We start from the raw sequence: 17343 nt of genomic DNA, 5'->3' as shown, positions 1-17343 counted from the left end.
CCCCGCCTCTCCCGGTGCACGCGCGGTACACCACGTTCCGTACCCGCTCCGTTACTCCCGAGGCTACGCCCCCACCAGCACCGTTTGAGCCATGGTCGAAGGAACTCCCCCACCACCGAAGGACATTCAATGGCTGCTGCCGCGCCACTCGCGCAGCGTCGGCCGCTCCCGAGAGCTGCTGCGCGATCAGGCCCGCGCGTGGAAGATCCCGGATGACGTGGCGGAGACGGCCGTCCTGCTGCTCAGCGAGCTGATGACCAACGCCCGTAAGCACGCGCGCGTATCACCGGGCCGCGAGATCAGCGCGCGGTGTGTCCTTGGCGACGAGCTGCTGCGCATCGAGGTATCCGATGCCAGCGACGAGCCGCCGCGGCCACGCGACGCGTCGCCCGACGACGAGTCCGGCCGCGGCCTCGTCCTCCTGGCCGCGCTCGCGGACGAGTGGGGCGCGCACCCGCGTACCCGCGGCATCGGCAAGACCGTGTGGTTCGCGCTCAAGTTGCCGCCCGGAGCGGGCTGATCAGACCGGCCGATCAGAACGGCCGATCAGACCAGGCGCCTCGCCGTCGCCCACCTCGTCAGCTCGTGCCGGTTGCTGAGCTGCAACTTCCGCAGCACAGCGGACACATGACTCTCGACCGTCTTCACCGAGATGAACAGCTGCTTGGCGACCTCCTTGTACGCGTACCCGCGCGCGATCAGCCGCAGGACCTCGCGCTCGCGCTGCGTCAGCCGGTCCAGGTCCTCGTCGACCGGCGGGGCGTCCGTCGAGGCGAAGGCGTCGAGGACGAAGCCCGCGAGCCGGGGCGAGAAGACCGCGTCGCCGTCCGCCACGCGGAAGATGGCGTTCACCAGGTCCGTCCCCGTGATGGTCTTGGTGACGTAGCCGCGCGCCCCACCGCGGATGACGCCGATGACGTCCTCGGCCGCGTCCGAGACCGACAGCGCGAGGAAGCGCACCGGCTGCTCCGGGTCCGCCATCATCGCGGCGCTGCGGCGCAGGACCTCGACACCGCCGCCACCCGGCAGGTGGACGTCCAGCAGGACGACTTCCGGCCGGGTCGCGGTGATGACGGTGACGGCCTGGTCCACGTCGGCGGCCTCGCCGACGACCTCGACGCCCGTACGGTCGGTCTCGCCGATCTCGGCCTGGACGCCGGTCCGGAACATCCGGTGGTCGTCCACGAGCACGACCCGTACGCGACGCGCCTCGTCGGCCCCGGCCCCGGCTCCAGCCCCGGCCCCCGCCTCAGCGCCGGCCCCGGCCTCGTTCTGCGGTTCCCGTGCCTCTTCCGTCATCACGAAGCCCTCTCCATCTCCAGCTCGACTTCCGTGCCCCCGTCCGGCGCGGAGCGCAACCGCGCGGTCCCGCCATTGCGCTGCATTCTGCCGATGATCGACTCCCGGACGCCCATCCGGTCCTCCGGCACGGCGTCCAGGTCGAAGCCGGGGCCACGGTCCCGTACGGACACGAAGACCGTACGGCCTTCCACCTCCGCGTAGACCTGGACCGGCCCGCCCTCGCCACCGTACTTCGCGGCGTTCACCATCGCCTCGCGCGCGGCTTGAATCTGGGCGGCCAGCTTCTCGTCGAGCGGGCAGTCCCCGACGCAGACGACCTCGACCGGCACGCCGTGGTGGTCCTCCACCTCCGCCGCCGTGCGCTTCACGGCCTCCGCGAGGGTATCCGGCTGCTCGGCCTCCTCCTTGCCGGTCCCCTCCGGCCTGTAGAGCCAGGCGCGCAGCTCCCGTTCCTGGGCGCGGGCCAGCCGCGCGACTTCCCTCGGGTCCTCGGCGTTGCGCTGGATCAGGGTGAGGGTGTGCAGGACGGAGTCGTGGACGTGGGCCGCGACTTCGGCGCGCTCCTGGGCGCGGATGCGCATCAGCCGCTCCTCGGAGAGGTCCTGCGTCATGCGTACGAGATACGGGCCCGCGAGCAGCGCGATGCCGACGAGGACGGCGAGCGCGGCGGTCAGCACGTTGCCGAGCTGGTGGGCCGAGCCGCGGAGCACGATGAAGCCGGTCACGCCGATGCCGACCAGCACCACGCCTGCCGCGCTGCGGGCGACGGCCTGGACGCGCTTGCTGCGGCCGACCTCCATCCAGTGCTCGCGGCGGGCATTGTCGGCCTGCCGCCAGACGAGCGCGACACCGGCGCCGATCAGCAGGATCGGCCACACGTACGCGCTGGCGACCTGCCCGAGCTGGAGGTTGTTGACGAAGATCGCCAGGCCGGCGACCAGCGCGAGCAGGGCGAAGATCTGGCCCTTGTCGGGCTTGCGGGCGAGGATCCGGCGGCGGCCGTCCGGGCCGACGTGCCCGGCGGCCGCCTCGGCGTGCGGGGTCTCGACGCCGCCGACCCCCAGGGGCACGGCGAACCAGAACCCGGCGTACAGCAGCGCGCCGAGTCCGTCGAACATCAGCAGCGCGACGAAGACGATCCGCACCCACGACACCGGCAGCCCGAGGTGTCCGGCGAGCCCGCGCGCCACGCCGCCGAGCATCCGGCCGTCGGCGCTGCGGTAGAGCTTGCGCGGCGGCGGTTCCTCAGGGGGGTCGGGCGCCGGGGCGTACGGGCCTCCGGCGCGGGCGGTGGCGGCGGTCATGCTCCGATCGTCACACGTCCGGCCCCCCGGCGGTATCAGGGTCGTCCCTGACCGGTCCCGGACTGGCGGTAGCCCTGTTTCACGGCGTCCTCAGCGCCGAGGTCCGCGCCTGGTTCCTTGTTCAGCAGGAAGGACCCGTACGTGGGCCTGCCCGCCGGCTGGTACACGTGGACCACGACGCCGGTGCCGGTCGTCCGGACGTCGGTCAGCTTCAGCGCGGTCGGCACGGCGTCCTGGGCGAACAGGCGCTTCCCCTCGCCCAGCACGACCGGGTAGATCCACAGCCGGTACTCGTCGATCAGGTCGTGGGCCATCAGGGACTGCGCGAGGACGCCACTGCCGTGGATCTGGATCTCCCTGCCGGGCTGCTTCTTCAGCTCGGTGACCTTCTCGATGACGTTGTCGCCGATCAGGGTCGAGTTGTTCCACTCCGCCTTGTCCAGGGTCGTGGAGACCACGTACTTGGGGAGGCTGTTGAGGGCGGTGGCGACCGGGTCTGCGGGGTCGGTCACCTTCGGCCAGTAGGCGGCGAAGATCTCGTACGTTCTGCGGCCGAGGAGGAAGCCGTCGGCCGCGGAGAACCAGTCGGCGACGTACCGGCCCATGTCCTCGTCGGCGTAGGGGACCAGCCAGCCGCCCTTGTCGAAGCCTCCGCTGGTGTCCTCCTCGGGGCCACCCGGTGCCTGCATGACCCCGTCCAGGGACAGGAATGTGGTCAGAGTGATCGCGGTCATGGCGTGTCTCCCTCTCGAGCGATCCGGCCCCCCTCGCACGAGTTCAGACTCCGGGACGGCGAGATACTCATCGGTCCGCGACACGGGCCTTTCCCCTATCCCACCCCCTCCCGGAACTGGGGCTCCGCCCCAGACTCCCGGGCCGGAGCCGCGTCCGCAGCCGGGAAGGAGACACCTCCCATCTGGCGCGATTGTCGGACGTCGCGCAGATGCTTCGGGAATCACCCAGGGCTCCGCCGCTCGTACTCGGCCAGGGCTGCCAGTCCCGTCAGGGTGGCGTGGTAGCGGTTGGTGAACTCATCGCTTGCCGCGTCGTGGTGCCGGGCGTGAGGGGGAATGCTGCCCTCGGCTTCTGCGATGGCCGCGACGGCATGGACCGCATCCGTGACATATCGGCTCACCGGGCATCCTGCCATCAGCAGGCTCATGACGGATTCCGCTGCCAAGTCGAGGTCGTGCTCGTGGAGACAAGCAGCGCCTGACTTCTCCAGGCGTTGATGGGCCCATGTGGCCTGATCCCCGGTCCAAGCCGGTCGCCGCCGCCCCATCCTGGTGGCATAGAAGATGGCGTGAGTCAGGTCGTACATGGATTGCACAGACACGGCATATGGGTCTGCAGTGGATCTGATCCGTTCCAATTCGGTGAGTGCCAGCGTGTGACAGTCGTGCAGTCCGGCCAGGTCGCGCGTAAATGCCAGATTCACATTGGAGTGGTCTTCCCTGCGTGTGCCGGTAGTCACTGCGCGTACCATCCATGTGTGGTTGTCAAAGAGGCGCCCAGTAATGAGTTCCAGAGCGGGAAAGGCCAGCAGTAGTGCGCGTGTTTGAGGCGATGACCATGTGGTGACTGCTTCTCTCAGCTCTTCTTCTGCGTTGTGCAGGTCTCGCCACAGAATGTTCGCGACCCCCTGTGCCCACGCGCCATATCGGCCGGCTGCCGAGGGGCCCCCAGTGCGAGTCATGCCGACGAGGACGAGAGTGAACTCGCTCAATCGCCTGAGCCGTTCAAGCGTCGATGTTTTCGGCCCGCTCAACCGGAATGATTCCGTGTGGCTATCCAGCCAGTCGCACAGAAGGCGTCCTGCTCTCATCTCATCTTGGTTCTACAATAATGATCGCCCGCTGCATGAGCGGGCGATCGTTGATGGGAGTCGACTCGGGCGGCTCATCCCCGACCTATGCTTTAATGACGCCCTGACCTGCGGAAGCGCCGCGGAAACGGGAACATTTTATTGAGCATGTCCCTGCGGTGCTCGCACCCGCACCCTGACTTGGGCTTGATTCCCAAAACCCCAGCCGCGAAGGCGACCACGTCGCCTAGTCCGCTCATGGACGTGCCTGCCTTACTGTCCCGGAACGGACTCAACCCACCTGCTGGAGGGAGACGTCACACGCGCTCGACTTGGGGGGTGCGACGTGAAGGTTGTCCTTCGAGATGGTCAACACCACCTGACCTTTGCTCTCTGCATCGTCGCTGGTGAGGAAACAGTAGAAGTCGTCCTTGCACGTCCAGTTCTGGCCGTCGGCCCTGAACGTCACATTCCAGTAGTCCTTGCCGGTGCGTAGGAATCCGGTCCAGAAGCCTACTTGCATGCCGTTACCTGTACTGCCGTTCTGCAGGCTCTCCCACATGTGGTTGTCGTAGTGGTCGGTGTCGTAGCGGTGATTGACGGTCACGGTGGTGATTGTCCCTCCCCACTCATTCTTGATCACGAGCGGCAGCCATGAGTTAGGGGTGCTCATTTCTTGTGTCCTTTCCGTCGCGCCTGACGGGTTGCGGCGCCTCGACCACCTTCTACCGCCGGCGGCAGACGTGCGCGCCAAGTGCAGCAAAACGGGTGATGCGGGACGGCGGTTCGCGTCCGCGGGGGACACCTGGTGAATTCGAAGCTGATCTATCCGGTCCGGACGTGGAGCAGCGGATGCCATGCAGCGGTAGCTGGGGAGGGCGGGGCAGGGGGAGGGCTCCGCCCCAGACCCCGGCTCCAGGCAGACCCCCAGGGTGCACCTCCAAGGGTGGGGCAGGGCGGAAGACCGCCCGTCGTGCCCTAGCTAGTTGTCCTCGATCCGTAGGCTGTTGCGGACGTCGTCGAAGACCTGCTTGTGGCGGGCCCAGCTGGCGCTCGGGCCGGACAGGTAGAGCGCGTACTCCTTCTCGCCGGGATTCCCGAAGCCCAGGTCGACGGCGCGGAACTGGCGTGCCCTGCCCTGGAAGGTGAACTCCCAGATCGCGGCCGGCATCCCCCGGTAGGCCGTCTCCTGCATCCGCAGCTGCTTGTAGCCGGGCAGCTTCCCCTCGCTCAGCGACTTGGCCTCGTCGTCCTTCCAGTGCTGCAGGGGGTCGGAGCTCGCGAAGTCGAGAACGTTGATCCGCAGGCTGACCAGGCCGGTCGGGTTGATGAACGCGATGTCGCTGTCGGGCACGTCCGTGCGGGTCCAGTCCTTCGGCACGGGTACGGAGAGGCCGAACTCCTTCGCCTCGACGAGTTTGTAGCCGTTCGGGAGGGGCGAGGGCTTGGGGGCCGGCGGGGACGCGCTGTCCGAGGCCGAGACCGAGGGCGTCTCCCGGGCCTGGTCGTCCTGGCCCTCGCCCTTGTCCGCGGCGAGCATCCCGAAGAGGACGCCCGCGACCGGCACCGCCGCGGCCACGAGCACCGCGGCGACGGCCCACGCGACGATACGGCGGCGGCCGCGGCGCCGGGGGCGCGGGCCGGGCTCTGAGGGTCCGGGGGCCCCGGGCTCGAGGGGGGCCGTCGGCCCGGTCCCCCTGCGCGTACTCGTACTCGTACGCGTGCCCGTGCCCGTGCCGTCGCCGTCCCGCACCCCGCGGTCCAGCAGCTGCCCGTGTTCCACGTATGCCGTCTCGGTCTCCGCCGCCGGTTCCCGCAGCCGGAGTTCGACCGTCTCCGCCCCCGGCCGCTCCTCGGGGTCCTTCGTCAGCAGCTGCTCGATGAGCGGGGTCAGCACCCCGGCCCGCTGCGGCGGTTGCAGCGGGTCGACGGCGATCGAGTAGGCCGTCTCGATCGCCGTGTCCTTGCGGAACGGCGGGCGGCCCTCGAGCGCCTGGTACAGCGTCGCGCCCAGCGCCCACAGGTCGGAGGCGGGGCCCGGCGTGCCGCCCCTGACGCGCTCGGGGGCGACGTAGTCCACGGAGCCGACCAGCTCGCCCGTGCGCGTCAGCGTGGACGTGCCGGAGGCGACCGCGATGCCGAAGTCCGTCAGCACCACGCGCCCTTCCGCGCCCAGCAGCACGTTGCCCGGCTTGACGTCCCGGTGCAGGACCCCGGCGGCGTGCGCGGCCCGCAGTGCCGCGATCATGCCGCGCCCGATGCGGGCCGCCTCGTCCGGGGAGACCGGGCCTTCCTCCTTGATCAGGTCACCGAGCGTCCGGGACGGCACGTACTCCATGACGATGCAGGGCAGCCCGCCGTCGTCCACGACGTCGTGCACCACGACCACGTTCGGATGCGTGATACGGGCTGCGCTGCGCGCCTCGCGCCGCGTCCGCTCGTACAGCGTGGCGCGCTCGTCGTCGGCCAGGTGCGGCGGCACGTGCAGCTTCTTGAGCGCCACATGACGGCCCAACAGCTCGTCCTCGGCCCGCCACACGGTGCCCATCCCGCCGCGGCCAATCCGCTCAAGCAGCCGGTAGCGCCCCGCGACCAGCCGCCCTTCGTCCCGCCCCGCGCCGTCCGACACCCTTTGCTCTCCCTCTGCCCCCCGGCCTGCCATGAACTCGACATTGCCATGGTGCGGACACGATAACCACGGCGCCGCGCCGCGACCCCACCGGGGACATCTCAGGGTCGTACCAGGGTCGGGCCGGATGCTCTCCGGGTCACCGGACCGTCACCATGGACGCATGACCGACGAGCCCGACGAGCGCGACGCTCCCGACGAGCGGAGCGCCGCCGACCGGACCGGCCCGCCACTGCTGCGGCGCAGCCGTGGCAACAAAGTGATCGCGGGCGTGTGCGGCGGGCTCGGCAGGCACTACGACCTCGATCCGGTCATCTTCCGCGTCGTGCTTGCCGTGCTGGCGATCGCGGGCGGCGTCGGGCTCATCGCGTACGGGTTCGCGTGGCTGCTGATCCCGCTGGAGGGCGAGGACGAGAACGAGGGCAGGCGGCTGCTCTCCGGGCGGGTGGAGGGGCAGGCGCTGGCCGCCGTGCTCTGCGCGCTGTTCGGCTGCGGGCTGCTGCTGTCGATGCTCGGCAACCCGACCGTCGTGTTCTTCTCGTTGGTCGTCTCCGGCGCGCTGGCCGGGTGCGCGCAGTGGTCGCAGCGGCGGCGCAGGGCGGAGCAGAAGGGGGCGGTGGAGGCGGGGACGCGTGCGGGAGCGGGGCACGCTGCCGCAGGGGGCGGGGGTGCCTGGGGGGCGTCCCATCCGGCCGGGCACGAGGGCGTGCCCCCCGAGACGCAGGCCCCGCCGGCGCCGGGCGCCCCGCCCTGGTGGCGCGGCCCCATCACCAAGGACGGTACGGGGGGCACGACCGGCACCGGCTACCTGTGGGGCCCGGACGACGGTCTGCCGTGGGACACCAAGGCGCCGGCCGCGGCGCGTTCGGGCCGGGCCGCCGCCTGGGCGGCCGACCTGGCCCCCGCGCGGGAGCGGCGGCCCTGGATCGGCGGCTGGACCTTCCTCCTCGCGGTGGCCGCGTGCGCGGCGGGCATGCTCGCCTCCTGGGACGCCCAGCCGCTCGGCACGAGCCTGCAGACCGGCCTCGCCTGCGCGCTTGCCGTGTTCGGCCTCGGCCTGGCGATCAGCGCGTTCTACGGGCGGGCGGGCGGCGGGACGGTCATCCTGGCGCTGCTGACCTGTGCGCTGCTGGTGAGCGCGGCCGCCCTGCCGAAGAGCGTGACGTCCGACTGGGTCCGTACGGACTGGAAGCCGGCCTCGGCCGCCGCCGTACGGCCCGACTACGGCGTCGGCTCGGGCGTCGGCACGCTCGACCTGTCCGGGCTGAAGCTGGACGAGGACCAGACCGTCGCCACGCGCGCGAGCGTCGGCGCCGGGCAGTTGAAGGTCCTCGTACCGAAGGACGCCACGCTGAAGCTGGACGTGGAGGTCGGGCTGGGCGACCTGCGGCTGCCGGGCGAGCGGCGGAACGACGTGGACGTCTCCCCGGGCCTCAGGGAGCGCATGACGATCGAACCCGCGGACGGGCGTGAGCCGCGCGGCACGCTCGACCTCGAACTCGAGGCGGGCGTGGGGCAGGTGGAGGTGAGCCGTGCGGCGTCATGACACGGAGCCGGGGAAGCTGGTCACGGGTCTCGTCCTGCTGAGCGCGGGCGTGATCTACGCCCTGGACGCGACGGGCGCCTGGTCCGTCCCGGCCTGGACCTTGGTCCCGTTGGTGGCGGCAGGCCTCCCGCTGGCGGCGCTGACGGCAGTGATAACCCGAGCGGCCCGCCGCCGCGCGAGCCGAGCCCCGCGCGCCGGTGACCCCCGCCCTCCGGAAAGCGCCCCGCCCGGCTGACGCCCGGCGCGGGCAGAGGCGGCCTCTCCTCGCCACTGCGCATCACCGCCGGCGGCGGCGCTTGTGGGCTCAACGGCCCTCGCGTCCCGGATCGCCCGCACCGGGGAACCGTGGGGTGCCCAAGGAAACGGTGGGTGGGGTGGTCCCCGGCCAGAGGCCGGAAGGGGGCGGTCGGCAGGCGGGACGGCCCGGCGGCGGACGGTTGGTGGCGCCCGGGGCGCTCACTGTCTCGCGGGGACACCCGGGCGGTAGAAGGGAGTTGCAGCGCGCTCCGCCCGGTGGGCTGCCGCGCAGGCACGGCGGCACCCGTGCGCCTGCTCCGTGCGAGCAGCGTCGCGCCGCGGGCACCCGCCGGCGGCCCGGCACCGGCGCCGTCCGCCGGTCCTGACGGTGAAGTCGCCAGGCGGGGTTGAAGGGGCGAAGCCCCTTCATGGGGCTGGGGGTACTCCCCCTGGCTTCGCCGGGAGGACCCCCACCCAGGCGAAGCGCTGGGGAGGGTGGGCGTGGACCGGCGCGGAGCGCCGGGGAGAGTCAGCCGTACAGCGGGCGGCCGTAGCGGTTGCGGCGGGAGCGGAGTTTCGTGTCCATCGAGAACACCTGCGCCCCCGCGAAGATCAGCGGGGTCCACGCCATCAGGTAGGCCAGGTCGTTCCCGTAGTAGTACGGGTGCGACTGCCAGCTGACGGTGAGCCAGAGGCTCAGTGAGATCAGCGCACCCCCGAACGCGGCAAGGCGCGCCAGCAGCCCGAGCAGCGTGCCGATGCCCACCGCGATCTCCCCGATCGCGATCGCGTACCCGAAGCTCCTCGGACTCTCCAGCGCCAGATCGACCATCGCCGGGATCGCGGACCCGTTCCGCACGGATTTCATGAGCTCGCCGATCGAGCCCGGCCCGCTGTCGGCCAGGAAGGCCGGGTCGGTCAGTTTGTCCAGACCCGCGTAGATGAAGGTGACGCCGAGGAAGATGCGCAGCGGGAGCAGTGCGTAGCGGGATGCCGAATCCCGCCACGATCCGGCCGGTTCGCCCAGCCCGCCCGTGAGATCCCGGTCAACGCGCGCTCCGTGAGCCATGTCGTCCGCCCTCCATCGCCTGCCCCCGCAGGGACGATTCTCCGGCACACGGGTGCCTTCGGCGAGGGGTACGGACAAGATTCGGTGAGGGTTCAACCAGCTGAAACGCCCCGACCGGCTCAACCCCGGAGCAACCACACCTTCCGGGCCCGGTTCAACAGACCCGACCGGAGCCACCCGTACGGCTCAGCCGTCCACCACGTCGATCCGGCAGCGGTTCGACTCCGCCCCCGCTGCCGTGACGACCCGGACGTCCACCCGGCCGGGCTCGACCTCGGCCGGGACCGGCACGGTCAGCGCCGAGTCCGTCGGGTTGGCGAAGCCCCCGGCCACCGGCACCAGCGGCACGTGCACATGGACCGTCCCGATGCGGACGACCATCCGCGCGAGCGCCTCCGCCGTGCCCGCGCCAGCTGGTACGAAGCCGCCGCCGCGGATCTCGATGTCGTCCCCGGCCCGGATGGGCCCGTCGAGGTCGCCGGCCTCACGGGCCCGTACGACGGACAGCACGATGGGGCGGCCGCCCTCCGCGGCCTTCGCGACCAGGTAGGCCGTGGCGGACACGGCGGCCAGCGCCACGAGTCCCCACGGCAGATCCGGCAGCCGCTCCGGCTCCCGCACCAGACGCACCAGGGCGAAGACCGCGACCGCCGCGGCCACCACCACGTACTGCACGTCCGGGAGGCTGCCGCGCCCCGCGTCGTCCGTGAGCAGATCGGCGGCGCGCGGCCGGGCCGCTGACACCTTCTGGAGCCGCTGCGCCCGCACCCGGAGCACCACGACGCCGCGCGCCGCCAGGGCCACCAGCAGCGCCAGCGCCACAACCGCGAGCAGCCCGTCGCAGCGCCCGGGCGTCAGCCCGTCGAGCAGCCGCGCCCGGTCGTCCGTCACGGCCAGGGCGACGGCCGTGACGAGCACGCCCGCGACGGCCACGAGCACCCACAGCGCGGCGACCGTACGCGAAGTGGACAGCCGGTTGTCCTCGCCGACGAGCGGCCCGGCCAGCGCACCGCGCCCGCGCCGCAGCCAGACCCGGCCCTCCGCGCGCCCGAACTCGGCGGCCGTGTGGGCGGACCGGGTCAGCTCGTCGGACACCCACTGCCGGGAAGCCCCGGAGGAGTGCGCGAGCGCGCCCGGCACGCCGCGGCCGGCGGCCAGCTCCTCGCGCCGCGCCACGAACGCGGCGACCGCGCGCCGGTGCCCTTCGCGGGCACCGTACGGGCAGTCCCCGCACGTGCAGCCGCTGCCGTGCCCGTCGCGGCCTTCAGGGCCGCCACCATGACTGCCACCGGGGCTACCGCCGGGGCTGCCGGGACCACCGCCTGGCAAGCCGTCTCTCGCCGAGTCCACGGCCATGGGACAACACCTCTCTCGCTGCACGCGCCGCAATGCCCGTGTGATGAGAGGGAATTGTGCCGCATTCGTCCGGCCTGTCAGGTCAGCAGGTCCGGCTCGCCACGGGTGATCTGCTGCCACAAGGCTGGTAGTTGATCAACGCCACGAGATCGTTTCCGAGCTGCTCGCGGGTCTGCAGGCCGCTGTGGTGATCGATGAGGACCGGTTTCCCGGCCGCCTTCGCGGCCGGCTGCACCTGACATGACCGCTCCATCGTAATGAACCACCACGCGGCCGCGTCGACCGAGTCCCCGACCGTCAGCAAACCGTGATTGCGCAGGGATGACGGTCTTGTGGGCCCGGGCGCGTCGGCGATCGGCGCGCCTCTCCGCCGCGCCCACGACGACGCCGGTGCGGTCGTCGAAGAGCGTGTGATCCTCGGAGAAGGCGCACACGTCCTGGGTGATCGGCTCGAGCGGCTCGCCGGGCGCGGACAGGGCGCGGCCGTACGTGGTGTGGCTGTGCGCGGCGGCGACAACGTCCGGGCGCGCAATCTTGCCCCTGCGAGTGAACGGCGAAGACCGCACTGATTGACAGGGGTGGCGGCCTTCACCGTTCGCCTTGAGCCCCCTTCCCGCCGCTAAGCTCACCTTGTATGAGCACCGACAAGCAGATCGCGCAGATGCTGCGGCTGATGGCGAGCAACGAGGTCGTCGAGGTCACCAACCGCTGGGGATCGGTGAAGAAGCTCGCCGGACTGGCCTTCATCGCCGAGCAGTTCGGCTTCGCGTACTACGGCGCCGAGCAGTCCGGGGCCAACGACGGCGCGGTGAAGATGCAGCTCTACCGTGACCCGAGCCCGTACGCGCAGCAGCGCGCGGCCGCGACCTGGGCGCAGTTCCCGCAGGCGGGCAACGGCGGTCCGCTGCCGGGCATTCAGCCGGGCGGCAAGCTCAAGCCGGTCCCGGAGGCCGCACCCGCCGTCGAACTCCTCAAGGCGCGCATCAACTTCGACCTGACCGGCAAGAGCGCCGAGAAGCGGATGATGTGGGGCGCGATCGGCTTCACCGTCGGCGGCGCGATCGGTGTCGCCCGGGGCGACTTCTTCGGCCTTACCATGGGCATCGGCCTGGGCCTTTGGGCGTTCTGCATGGCCCTGCTCGGCTTCGGCTTCATCTGGACGCGCAGGCGGAACCAGAAGTACGCGGCGCTGCTGGCCTCCGCGGGCTTCGTCCCGGTACGCGATGAAACGGGCCGCACCCGCTTCCTCCGCCCGGACCAGCAACTCCCGGGCCACGCCAACCCGTTCGCGAATCCGTACGGCGCGGGCCCGGCCCCGCAGGGCCGGAACCCATACAGCGGCGGTCCGCAGGGGGCTGCTCCCTATGGACCGCCGCAGTAGCCCGCTTACTCCCGCTTCCGCGGCCGTCGCCGGTTGATGGCGGTGAGGTCGATGTCCATCTCGAACGGTTCTGAGGCCTTGAGCCGGTTGTGGTAAATTCCGGTCAAACCATACGACTTGGTGGCCGGGTCGAGCTCGTAGACGTATACGACCGGTAGGCCGTTCTTCTCCTCCACCCTCCAGAAGTGCCGGATGCCGGCCGCCGCATACTTGCGTGGCTTGACCTCGCGGTCGCGGTCCTCGGAATCCTCGGATACGACCTCGACCGCGAGGAAGACGTCCTCCGGCTTGAGCCAGGTCTCCTTCGGCCCCGTGTCCGCGCCGGCCCGGACCACCAGAACGTCCGGTTCCGGACGGTTCCGCTTGTTCAGCTTCACACTGAACTCTCGGTAGACGTCGAAGTCATCCGGTGCCTGGTCCAGGAACTCCCACTCCAGCAGACGCATGACGCGCATGTGAAAGTTGGTCTGCGGACTCACGAAAACGAGGCTCCCGTCGATCAGCTCAGTGCGCCTGGGCAGGTTCGGAAGCCGGTCGAGGTCGTCCGCGGTCCAGCCGCCCGGAGGGGGGACGGGGTAGTTGTACTGCTCGTCCAGCTCGTCCTCGGGTGCGGCGCTCATGATTGCTCCCATGCGACGGAGTCTCGCCTGCGCACCAGCCTACTGGGGCACAAACGCCCGCGCCGCCGCCCAAACGTGTGGGCGACAGCGCGGGCGTTGTCCCGTAACGGGAGGTCGGGGAGGGTCACTCCCACTCGATCGTGCCCGGGGGCTTGCTCGTCACGTCGAGGACCACGCGGTTGACCTCGTCGACCTCGTTCGTGATCCGGGTCGAGATCTTCGCCAGCACCTCGTACGGCAGGCGCGACCAGTCCGCCGTCATCGCGTCCTCGGACGAGACCGGGCGCAGCACGATCGGGTGGCCGTACGTGCGGCCGTCGCCCTGGACGCCGACCGAGCGGACGTCCGCGAGCAGCACCACCGGGCACTGCCAGATCTCGCGGTCGAGGCCGGCCGCGGTCAGCTCCTCACGAGCGATGGCGTCGGCCTCGCGCAGCAGGTCGAGCCGGTCCTTGGTGACCTCGCCGACGATACGGATGCCGAGGCCGGGGCCGGGGAACGGCTGGCGGTGGACGATCTCGTCCGGGAGGCCGAGCTCCTGGCCGACCATCCTGACCTCGTCCTTGAAGAGCCGGCGCAGCGGCTCGACGAGCCGGAACTGCAGGTCCTCGGGGAGGCCGCCCACGTTGTGGTGCGACTTGATATTCGCGGTGCCGGTGCCGCCGCCCGACTCGACGACGTCCGGGTAGAGGGTGCCCTGGACCAGGAACTCGACCTGCTCGCCGTGCGCACCCGCCTCCGCGACGACCTCGCTCGCCGCCTGCTCGAAGACCCGGATGAACTCCCGACCGATGATCTTGCGCTTCTCCTCGGGCTCCGAGACCCCCTTCAGCGCGGCGAGGAACTGCGCTTCCGCGTCCACGACCTTCAGCTGCACGCCGGTCGCCGCCACGAAGTCCTTCTCGACCTGCTCGGACTCGCCCTTGCGCTGCAGCCCGTGGTCGACGTACACGCACGTCAGCTTGGGGCCGATGGCCTTCTGGACGAGGGCTGCGGCGACCGAGGAGTCCACGCCCCCGGAGAGCCCGCAGATCGCGCGCTTGTCGCCGACCTGCTCGCGGACCGCGGCGATCGACTCCTCGACCACGTTGTGGGTCGTCCAGTTCGGCCCGAGCCCGGCGCCGCGGTAGAGGAAGTGCTCCAGCAGCTGCTGGCCGTGCGTGGAGTGCAGGACCTCGGGGTGGTGCTGGACGCCGTAGAGCCGGCGCTCGTCGCACTCGATGGCGGCGACCGGCGCGCCGTCGGTGGTCGCGGTGACCGAGAAGCCCTCGGGGGCGGCCGAGCAGGCGTCGCCGTGGGACATCCACACCGGCTGCTCGCTCGGGGTGCCCTCGAAGAGGGTGGAGCCCCTGCGCGAGACGGTCAGCGGCGTACGGCCGTACTCGCGGCCGCCGGTGTTGTCGACCGTGCCGCCCAGGGCGAGCGCCATGGCCTGGAACCCGTAGCAGATCCCGAAGACCGGGACCCCGGCCTCGAAGATCTCCGGGCCGAGCCGCGGGGCGCCCTCGGCGTAGACCGAAGCCGGGCCGCCGGAGAGGATGATCGCCTTCGGCTTCCTGGCGAGGATCTCCTCCACCGGCATGGTGTGCGGAACGATCTCGCTGTAGACCCGGGCCTCGCGGACGCGACGGGCGATGAGCTGTGCGTACTGCGCGCCGAAGTCGACGACCAGGACCGAGTCCGGGGTGTGGTCGGCGTCGGGAGCGGCGGGCGGGGTCGCAGATGACACTTCGGCGGCCTTCCGGCGGTGATACGGGGTGTGTGGTCTCGATTCTAACGGGGGTACGCGGTGACCTCCGCGTCTCACCATCCGGGCGGCTGCTGGCCCGCCGTCGCGGTCCACGCCATACTGATCCGCATGTCTCGGCACATGACCTTCGGCTTTACCTATGGCACCCGGCCCGTCCGGCTGCCATGGTCGTGCTGCTTGAGCCACTGACAAGCGACTTCCCAGGCGCCCCGGGCCGACAAGGCCCGGGGCGTCCTGCGTTGTCCGGGCCGTGATCGTCGCCCCCGGGGGCCGGCCACTACGACCCCGAGGAGATACGGACATGAGCAACCCCACCGCGGCCCCCGCCCCGACCGACGCCGGCGCCGGTACCGACACCGGCGCCCGCACCGAGCAGGCCGCCGCCGACATCACCGACGCCCGCGGCCGGATCGACGATCTTGACTCCCGGATCATCGGCCTCGTACAGGAACGGATGGCGGTCTCGGCCGTCATCCAGCAGGCCAGGATCGCCTCCGGAGGGCGGCGCGTGAACCTCTCCCGCGAGATGGAGATCCTCAGCCACTACAGGGAGCAGCTGGGCAAGCCGGGGACGGCGCTGGCGATGACGCTGCTGGAGCTGTGCCGCGGCCGTGTATGACCTGTGGCGGCTTGCCGTTCATACGCGGCTCATACGCAGCTCATACGGGCCGGGGGCCGTCACCCGTACGGCGCGTGACCGGGCCCGAGCACCTTCGTTGGTCCCGGTGTCCGTGCCAGCCAGGGGCGGCCGAAGCAACCACGCGTGGCTCCGCCCTCGTTCTACGGGGCGCCCAACAGCAACAGGGCGGAATCGCTGGAGCGTGTGACGCGGTGCGCGTCGTGGGACCGCGCTCCAGCGCGTGACCGGTCAGCAGGGGACAGCGGCCCGGTCACGGCCAACAGGAACGGCCGGTCCTCGGGACGCCCGGGACCGGCCGTCTCCTCTTTCACCCTTCACGCTGCACCTTGGGGCGGACTCCTCCGGTTTCACGAGAGTCACCCTCGTCACATCAGTGACACAGGTCACGCGAATCTCGCGACATCGCTCGCACAACCTTCCCCATCTCTTACGGGTCACTTATCTGCAAACGCACGGCCATACCGCGCTCCCCCACCGCGACGGCCTCCCCATGCAGTGCTGCACCCACAGCACTCGGACCCAGAAGAGGTCTCATGAAGATCCGCCGCGCTCTGGCGACCGCTGCCGCGACGGCTGTCATAGCCCCGGCTGCGCTGCTCGCCGCGCCCGCCGCCTACGCGGACCCGAACGAGTTCACCTCGACCGCCTCGGAGGACCCCAGCACACCGCCGACGGACGAGCCGACCGACGAACCGACGGACGAGCCGACGGACGAGCCCACCGACGAGCCCACCGACGAGCCCACGGACGAGCCGACCGACGAGCCGACCGGCGAGCCCACGGACGAGCCCACGGACGAGCCGACCGACGAGCCGACCGGCGAGCCCACGGACGAGCCGACCGACGAGCCCACCGACGAGCCGACCGGCGAGCCGACCGAGGAGCCGACCATCCCGCCGTACTGCGAGGAGGTCGACGAGAACTACGAGGAGAAGGCGCTCAGCGCGAAGATCTCCGGCCTGCCGGGCAAGGTCGTCGCAGGCAGCGGCTGGACGAACTTCAACCTGACCGTCAGCAACACCTCCGAGGCGGACCTCAAGGAGGTCGCGCTCTGGGCCGAGGTGGAGAACTTCGAGATCGACGAGTCGAAGTGGCTCAGCCCCTACATCGACCTGGAGTTCCGCAACCCGGTCTCCAAGCAGTGGGAGACCATCGGCAGCAAGGAGTTCGCGGGCGGCTACTTCTGGGGCGTGGAGAGCCTGAAGTCCAACGACTTCGTGAAGGTCGACCTCCGGGTCAACATCCACAAGAACGCCCCTGCCGGTGACAGCTACTCCTTCGGCACCGGTGCCTACCTGGACAACGTCGAGGGCCAGGAGTGCATCGCCGAAAGCGCGGGCGCCGACTACTACTTCACCGTTCTCAAGCCGGGCAGCAACCCGGGCAACCCGGGCGAGGCCAAGCCCGGTGACGGCAAGCCGGGCGACAAGCCCGGTCCCGACACCAAGCCGCAGGGCGGTGTCAAGGAGCTGCCGGTGACCGGCAACCTCGCCGAGACCGGTTCGTCGTCCGCGCTGCCGACGATCGCCACTATCGGCGGTGTCGCCATGGTCGTGGGCGCCGGCGCCGTCTTCGTCGTCCGCCGCCGCAAGGCCGCGGGCTCCGAGGCCGCCGCGTAAGCGACAGCCATACCCGTATGAAGGGGCCGCACCGGAGGGGGGTGCGGCCCCTTCGTCGTGCCCCTTCGTCGTGCCCCGCGCAGCGC

Annotated in this window: 16 protein-coding genes and 1 pseudogene; 6 read left to right on the top strand and 11 right to left on the bottom strand. The window is 70.9% G+C overall.

Annotated elements, in window-relative coordinates; genetic code table 11:
• Nucleotides 1-91 precede the first annotated feature (91 nt).
• A complete protein-coding gene (locus tag ACTWP8_RS17450) occupies nt 92-520 on the top strand; it encodes an ATP-binding protein (protein ID WP_443323052.1) in 429 nt (142 codons plus the stop codon).
• Between the two features lie 26 nt (nt 521-546).
• On the opposite strand, the gene ACTWP8_RS17445 is transcribed toward ACTWP8_RS17450, so the two are convergent.
• From ACTWP8_RS17445 to ACTWP8_RS17420, 6 genes are all read right to left on the bottom strand, one after another.
• Nucleotides 547-1299, bottom strand: a complete 753-nt coding sequence (locus ACTWP8_RS17445) for a LuxR C-terminal-related transcriptional regulator (protein WP_443323051.1) — start codon at nt 1297-1299, stop codon at nt 547-549.
• Entirely contained in the window at nt 1299-2606 is a 1308-nt protein-coding gene (locus ACTWP8_RS17440) for a PspC domain-containing protein (RefSeq protein ID WP_443323050.1), read from the bottom strand. Before ACTWP8_RS17440 ends, ACTWP8_RS17445 begins: the two co-directional genes overlap by 1 nt.
• A gap of 35 nt (nt 2607-2641) precedes the next feature.
• Nucleotides 2642-3340: a dihydrofolate reductase family protein gene (locus tag ACTWP8_RS17435; RefSeq protein ID WP_443323049.1), complete on the bottom strand. Its 699-nt coding sequence runs from the start codon at nt 3338-3340 to the stop codon at nt 2642-2644.
• A 221-nt stretch (nt 3341-3561) separates the two neighbouring features.
• Nucleotides 3562-4431 carry a DUF6895 family protein gene (locus ACTWP8_RS17430; RefSeq protein ID WP_443323048.1) on the bottom strand — a complete coding sequence of 290 codons (870 nt, stop codon included), beginning with the start codon at nt 4429-4431 and terminating at the stop codon, nt 3562-3564.
• Nucleotides 4432-4702: 271 nt separating this feature from the next.
• Nucleotides 4703-5083, bottom strand: coding sequence for a hypothetical protein (locus ACTWP8_RS17425; protein WP_443323047.1), 381 nt, complete (start codon nt 5081-5083; stop codon nt 4703-4705).
• 309 nt (nt 5084-5392) lie between these two features.
• The gene (locus ACTWP8_RS17420; protein ID WP_443323046.1) at nt 5393-7072 is read right to left on the bottom strand and encodes a serine/threonine-protein kinase; all 1680 of its coding nucleotides are present in this window, start codon (nt 7070-7072) and stop codon (nt 5393-5395) included.
• A gap of 130 nt (nt 7073-7202) precedes the next feature.
• On the opposite strand from ACTWP8_RS17420, the gene ACTWP8_RS17415 reads away from it, so the two are divergent.
• Both ACTWP8_RS17415 and ACTWP8_RS17410 read left to right on the top strand, forming a co-directional pair.
• Entirely contained in the window at nt 7203-8585 is a 1383-nt protein-coding gene (locus tag ACTWP8_RS17415; RefSeq protein ID WP_443323045.1) for a PspC domain-containing protein, read from the top strand.
• On the top strand, nt 8572-8820 hold the full coding sequence (locus tag ACTWP8_RS17410) for a hypothetical protein (RefSeq protein ID WP_443323044.1): 249 nt from the start codon (nt 8572-8574) through the stop codon (nt 8818-8820). The genes ACTWP8_RS17415 and ACTWP8_RS17410 overlap by 14 nt, the downstream gene beginning before the upstream one ends.
• Before the next feature lie 531 nt (nt 8821-9351).
• Here ACTWP8_RS17410 and ACTWP8_RS17405 read toward each other — a convergent pair.
• The 3 genes and pseudogenes from ACTWP8_RS17405 to ACTWP8_RS17395 form a co-directional block, all read right to left on the bottom strand.
• The gene (locus ACTWP8_RS17405) at nt 9352-9891 is read right to left on the bottom strand and encodes a DoxX family protein (protein WP_443323043.1); all 540 of its coding nucleotides are present in this window, start codon (nt 9889-9891) and stop codon (nt 9352-9354) included.
• A 186-nt stretch (nt 9892-10077) separates the two neighbouring features.
• On the bottom strand, nt 10078-11247 hold the full coding sequence (locus tag ACTWP8_RS17400; protein WP_443323042.1) for a hypothetical protein: 1170 nt from the start codon (nt 11245-11247) through the stop codon (nt 10078-10080).
• A 77-nt stretch (nt 11248-11324) separates the two neighbouring features.
• Nucleotides 11325-11777 (bottom strand): annotated as a pseudogene (locus ACTWP8_RS17395) (class II aldolase/adducin family protein); the annotation flags it as partial.
• Between the two features lie 104 nt (nt 11778-11881).
• On the opposite strand from ACTWP8_RS17395, the gene ACTWP8_RS17390 reads away from it, so the two are divergent.
• Nucleotides 11882-12628, top strand: coding sequence for a hypothetical protein (locus ACTWP8_RS17390; RefSeq protein ID WP_443323041.1), 747 nt, complete (start codon nt 11882-11884; stop codon nt 12626-12628).
• 5 nt (nt 12629-12633) lie between these two features.
• Here the strand turns inward: ACTWP8_RS17390 and ACTWP8_RS17385 are convergent, their stop codons facing one another.
• Together ACTWP8_RS17385 and guaA are read right to left on the bottom strand one after the other, a co-directional pair.
• Entirely contained in the window at nt 12634-13248 is a 615-nt protein-coding gene (locus tag ACTWP8_RS17385; protein ID WP_443323040.1) for a Uma2 family endonuclease, read from the bottom strand.
• A 124-nt stretch (nt 13249-13372) separates the two neighbouring features.
• On the bottom strand, nt 13373-14977 hold the full coding sequence (gene guaA / locus ACTWP8_RS17380; RefSeq protein ID WP_443323039.1) for a glutamine-hydrolyzing GMP synthase: 1605 nt from the start codon (nt 14975-14977) through the stop codon (nt 13373-13375).
• Nucleotides 14978-15299: 322 nt separating this feature from the next.
• On the opposite strand from guaA, the gene ACTWP8_RS17375 reads away from it, so the two are divergent.
• Both ACTWP8_RS17375 and ACTWP8_RS17370 read left to right on the top strand, forming a co-directional pair.
• Nucleotides 15300-15617 carry a chorismate mutase gene (locus ACTWP8_RS17375; RefSeq protein WP_443323038.1) on the top strand — a complete coding sequence of 106 codons (318 nt, stop codon included), beginning with the start codon at nt 15300-15302 and terminating at the stop codon, nt 15615-15617.
• A gap of 554 nt (nt 15618-16171) precedes the next feature.
• Nucleotides 16172-17257 (top strand): LAETG motif-containing sortase-dependent surface protein, encoded by a 1086-nt coding sequence (locus tag ACTWP8_RS17370; RefSeq protein ID WP_443323037.1) that lies wholly within the window; start codon nt 16172-16174, stop codon nt 17255-17257.
• Nucleotides 17258-17343: the final 86 nt, after the last annotated feature.

This window comes from Streptomyces sp. 7N604 (genome assembly GCF_052245475.1).
In the GTDB taxonomy this organism is placed as follows: domain Bacteria; phylum Actinomycetota; class Actinomycetes; order Streptomycetales; family Streptomycetaceae; genus Streptomyces.
The sequence above is the reverse complement of the archived record's forward strand: the minus strand, read 5'-3'. Positions and strand labels throughout refer to the sequence as shown.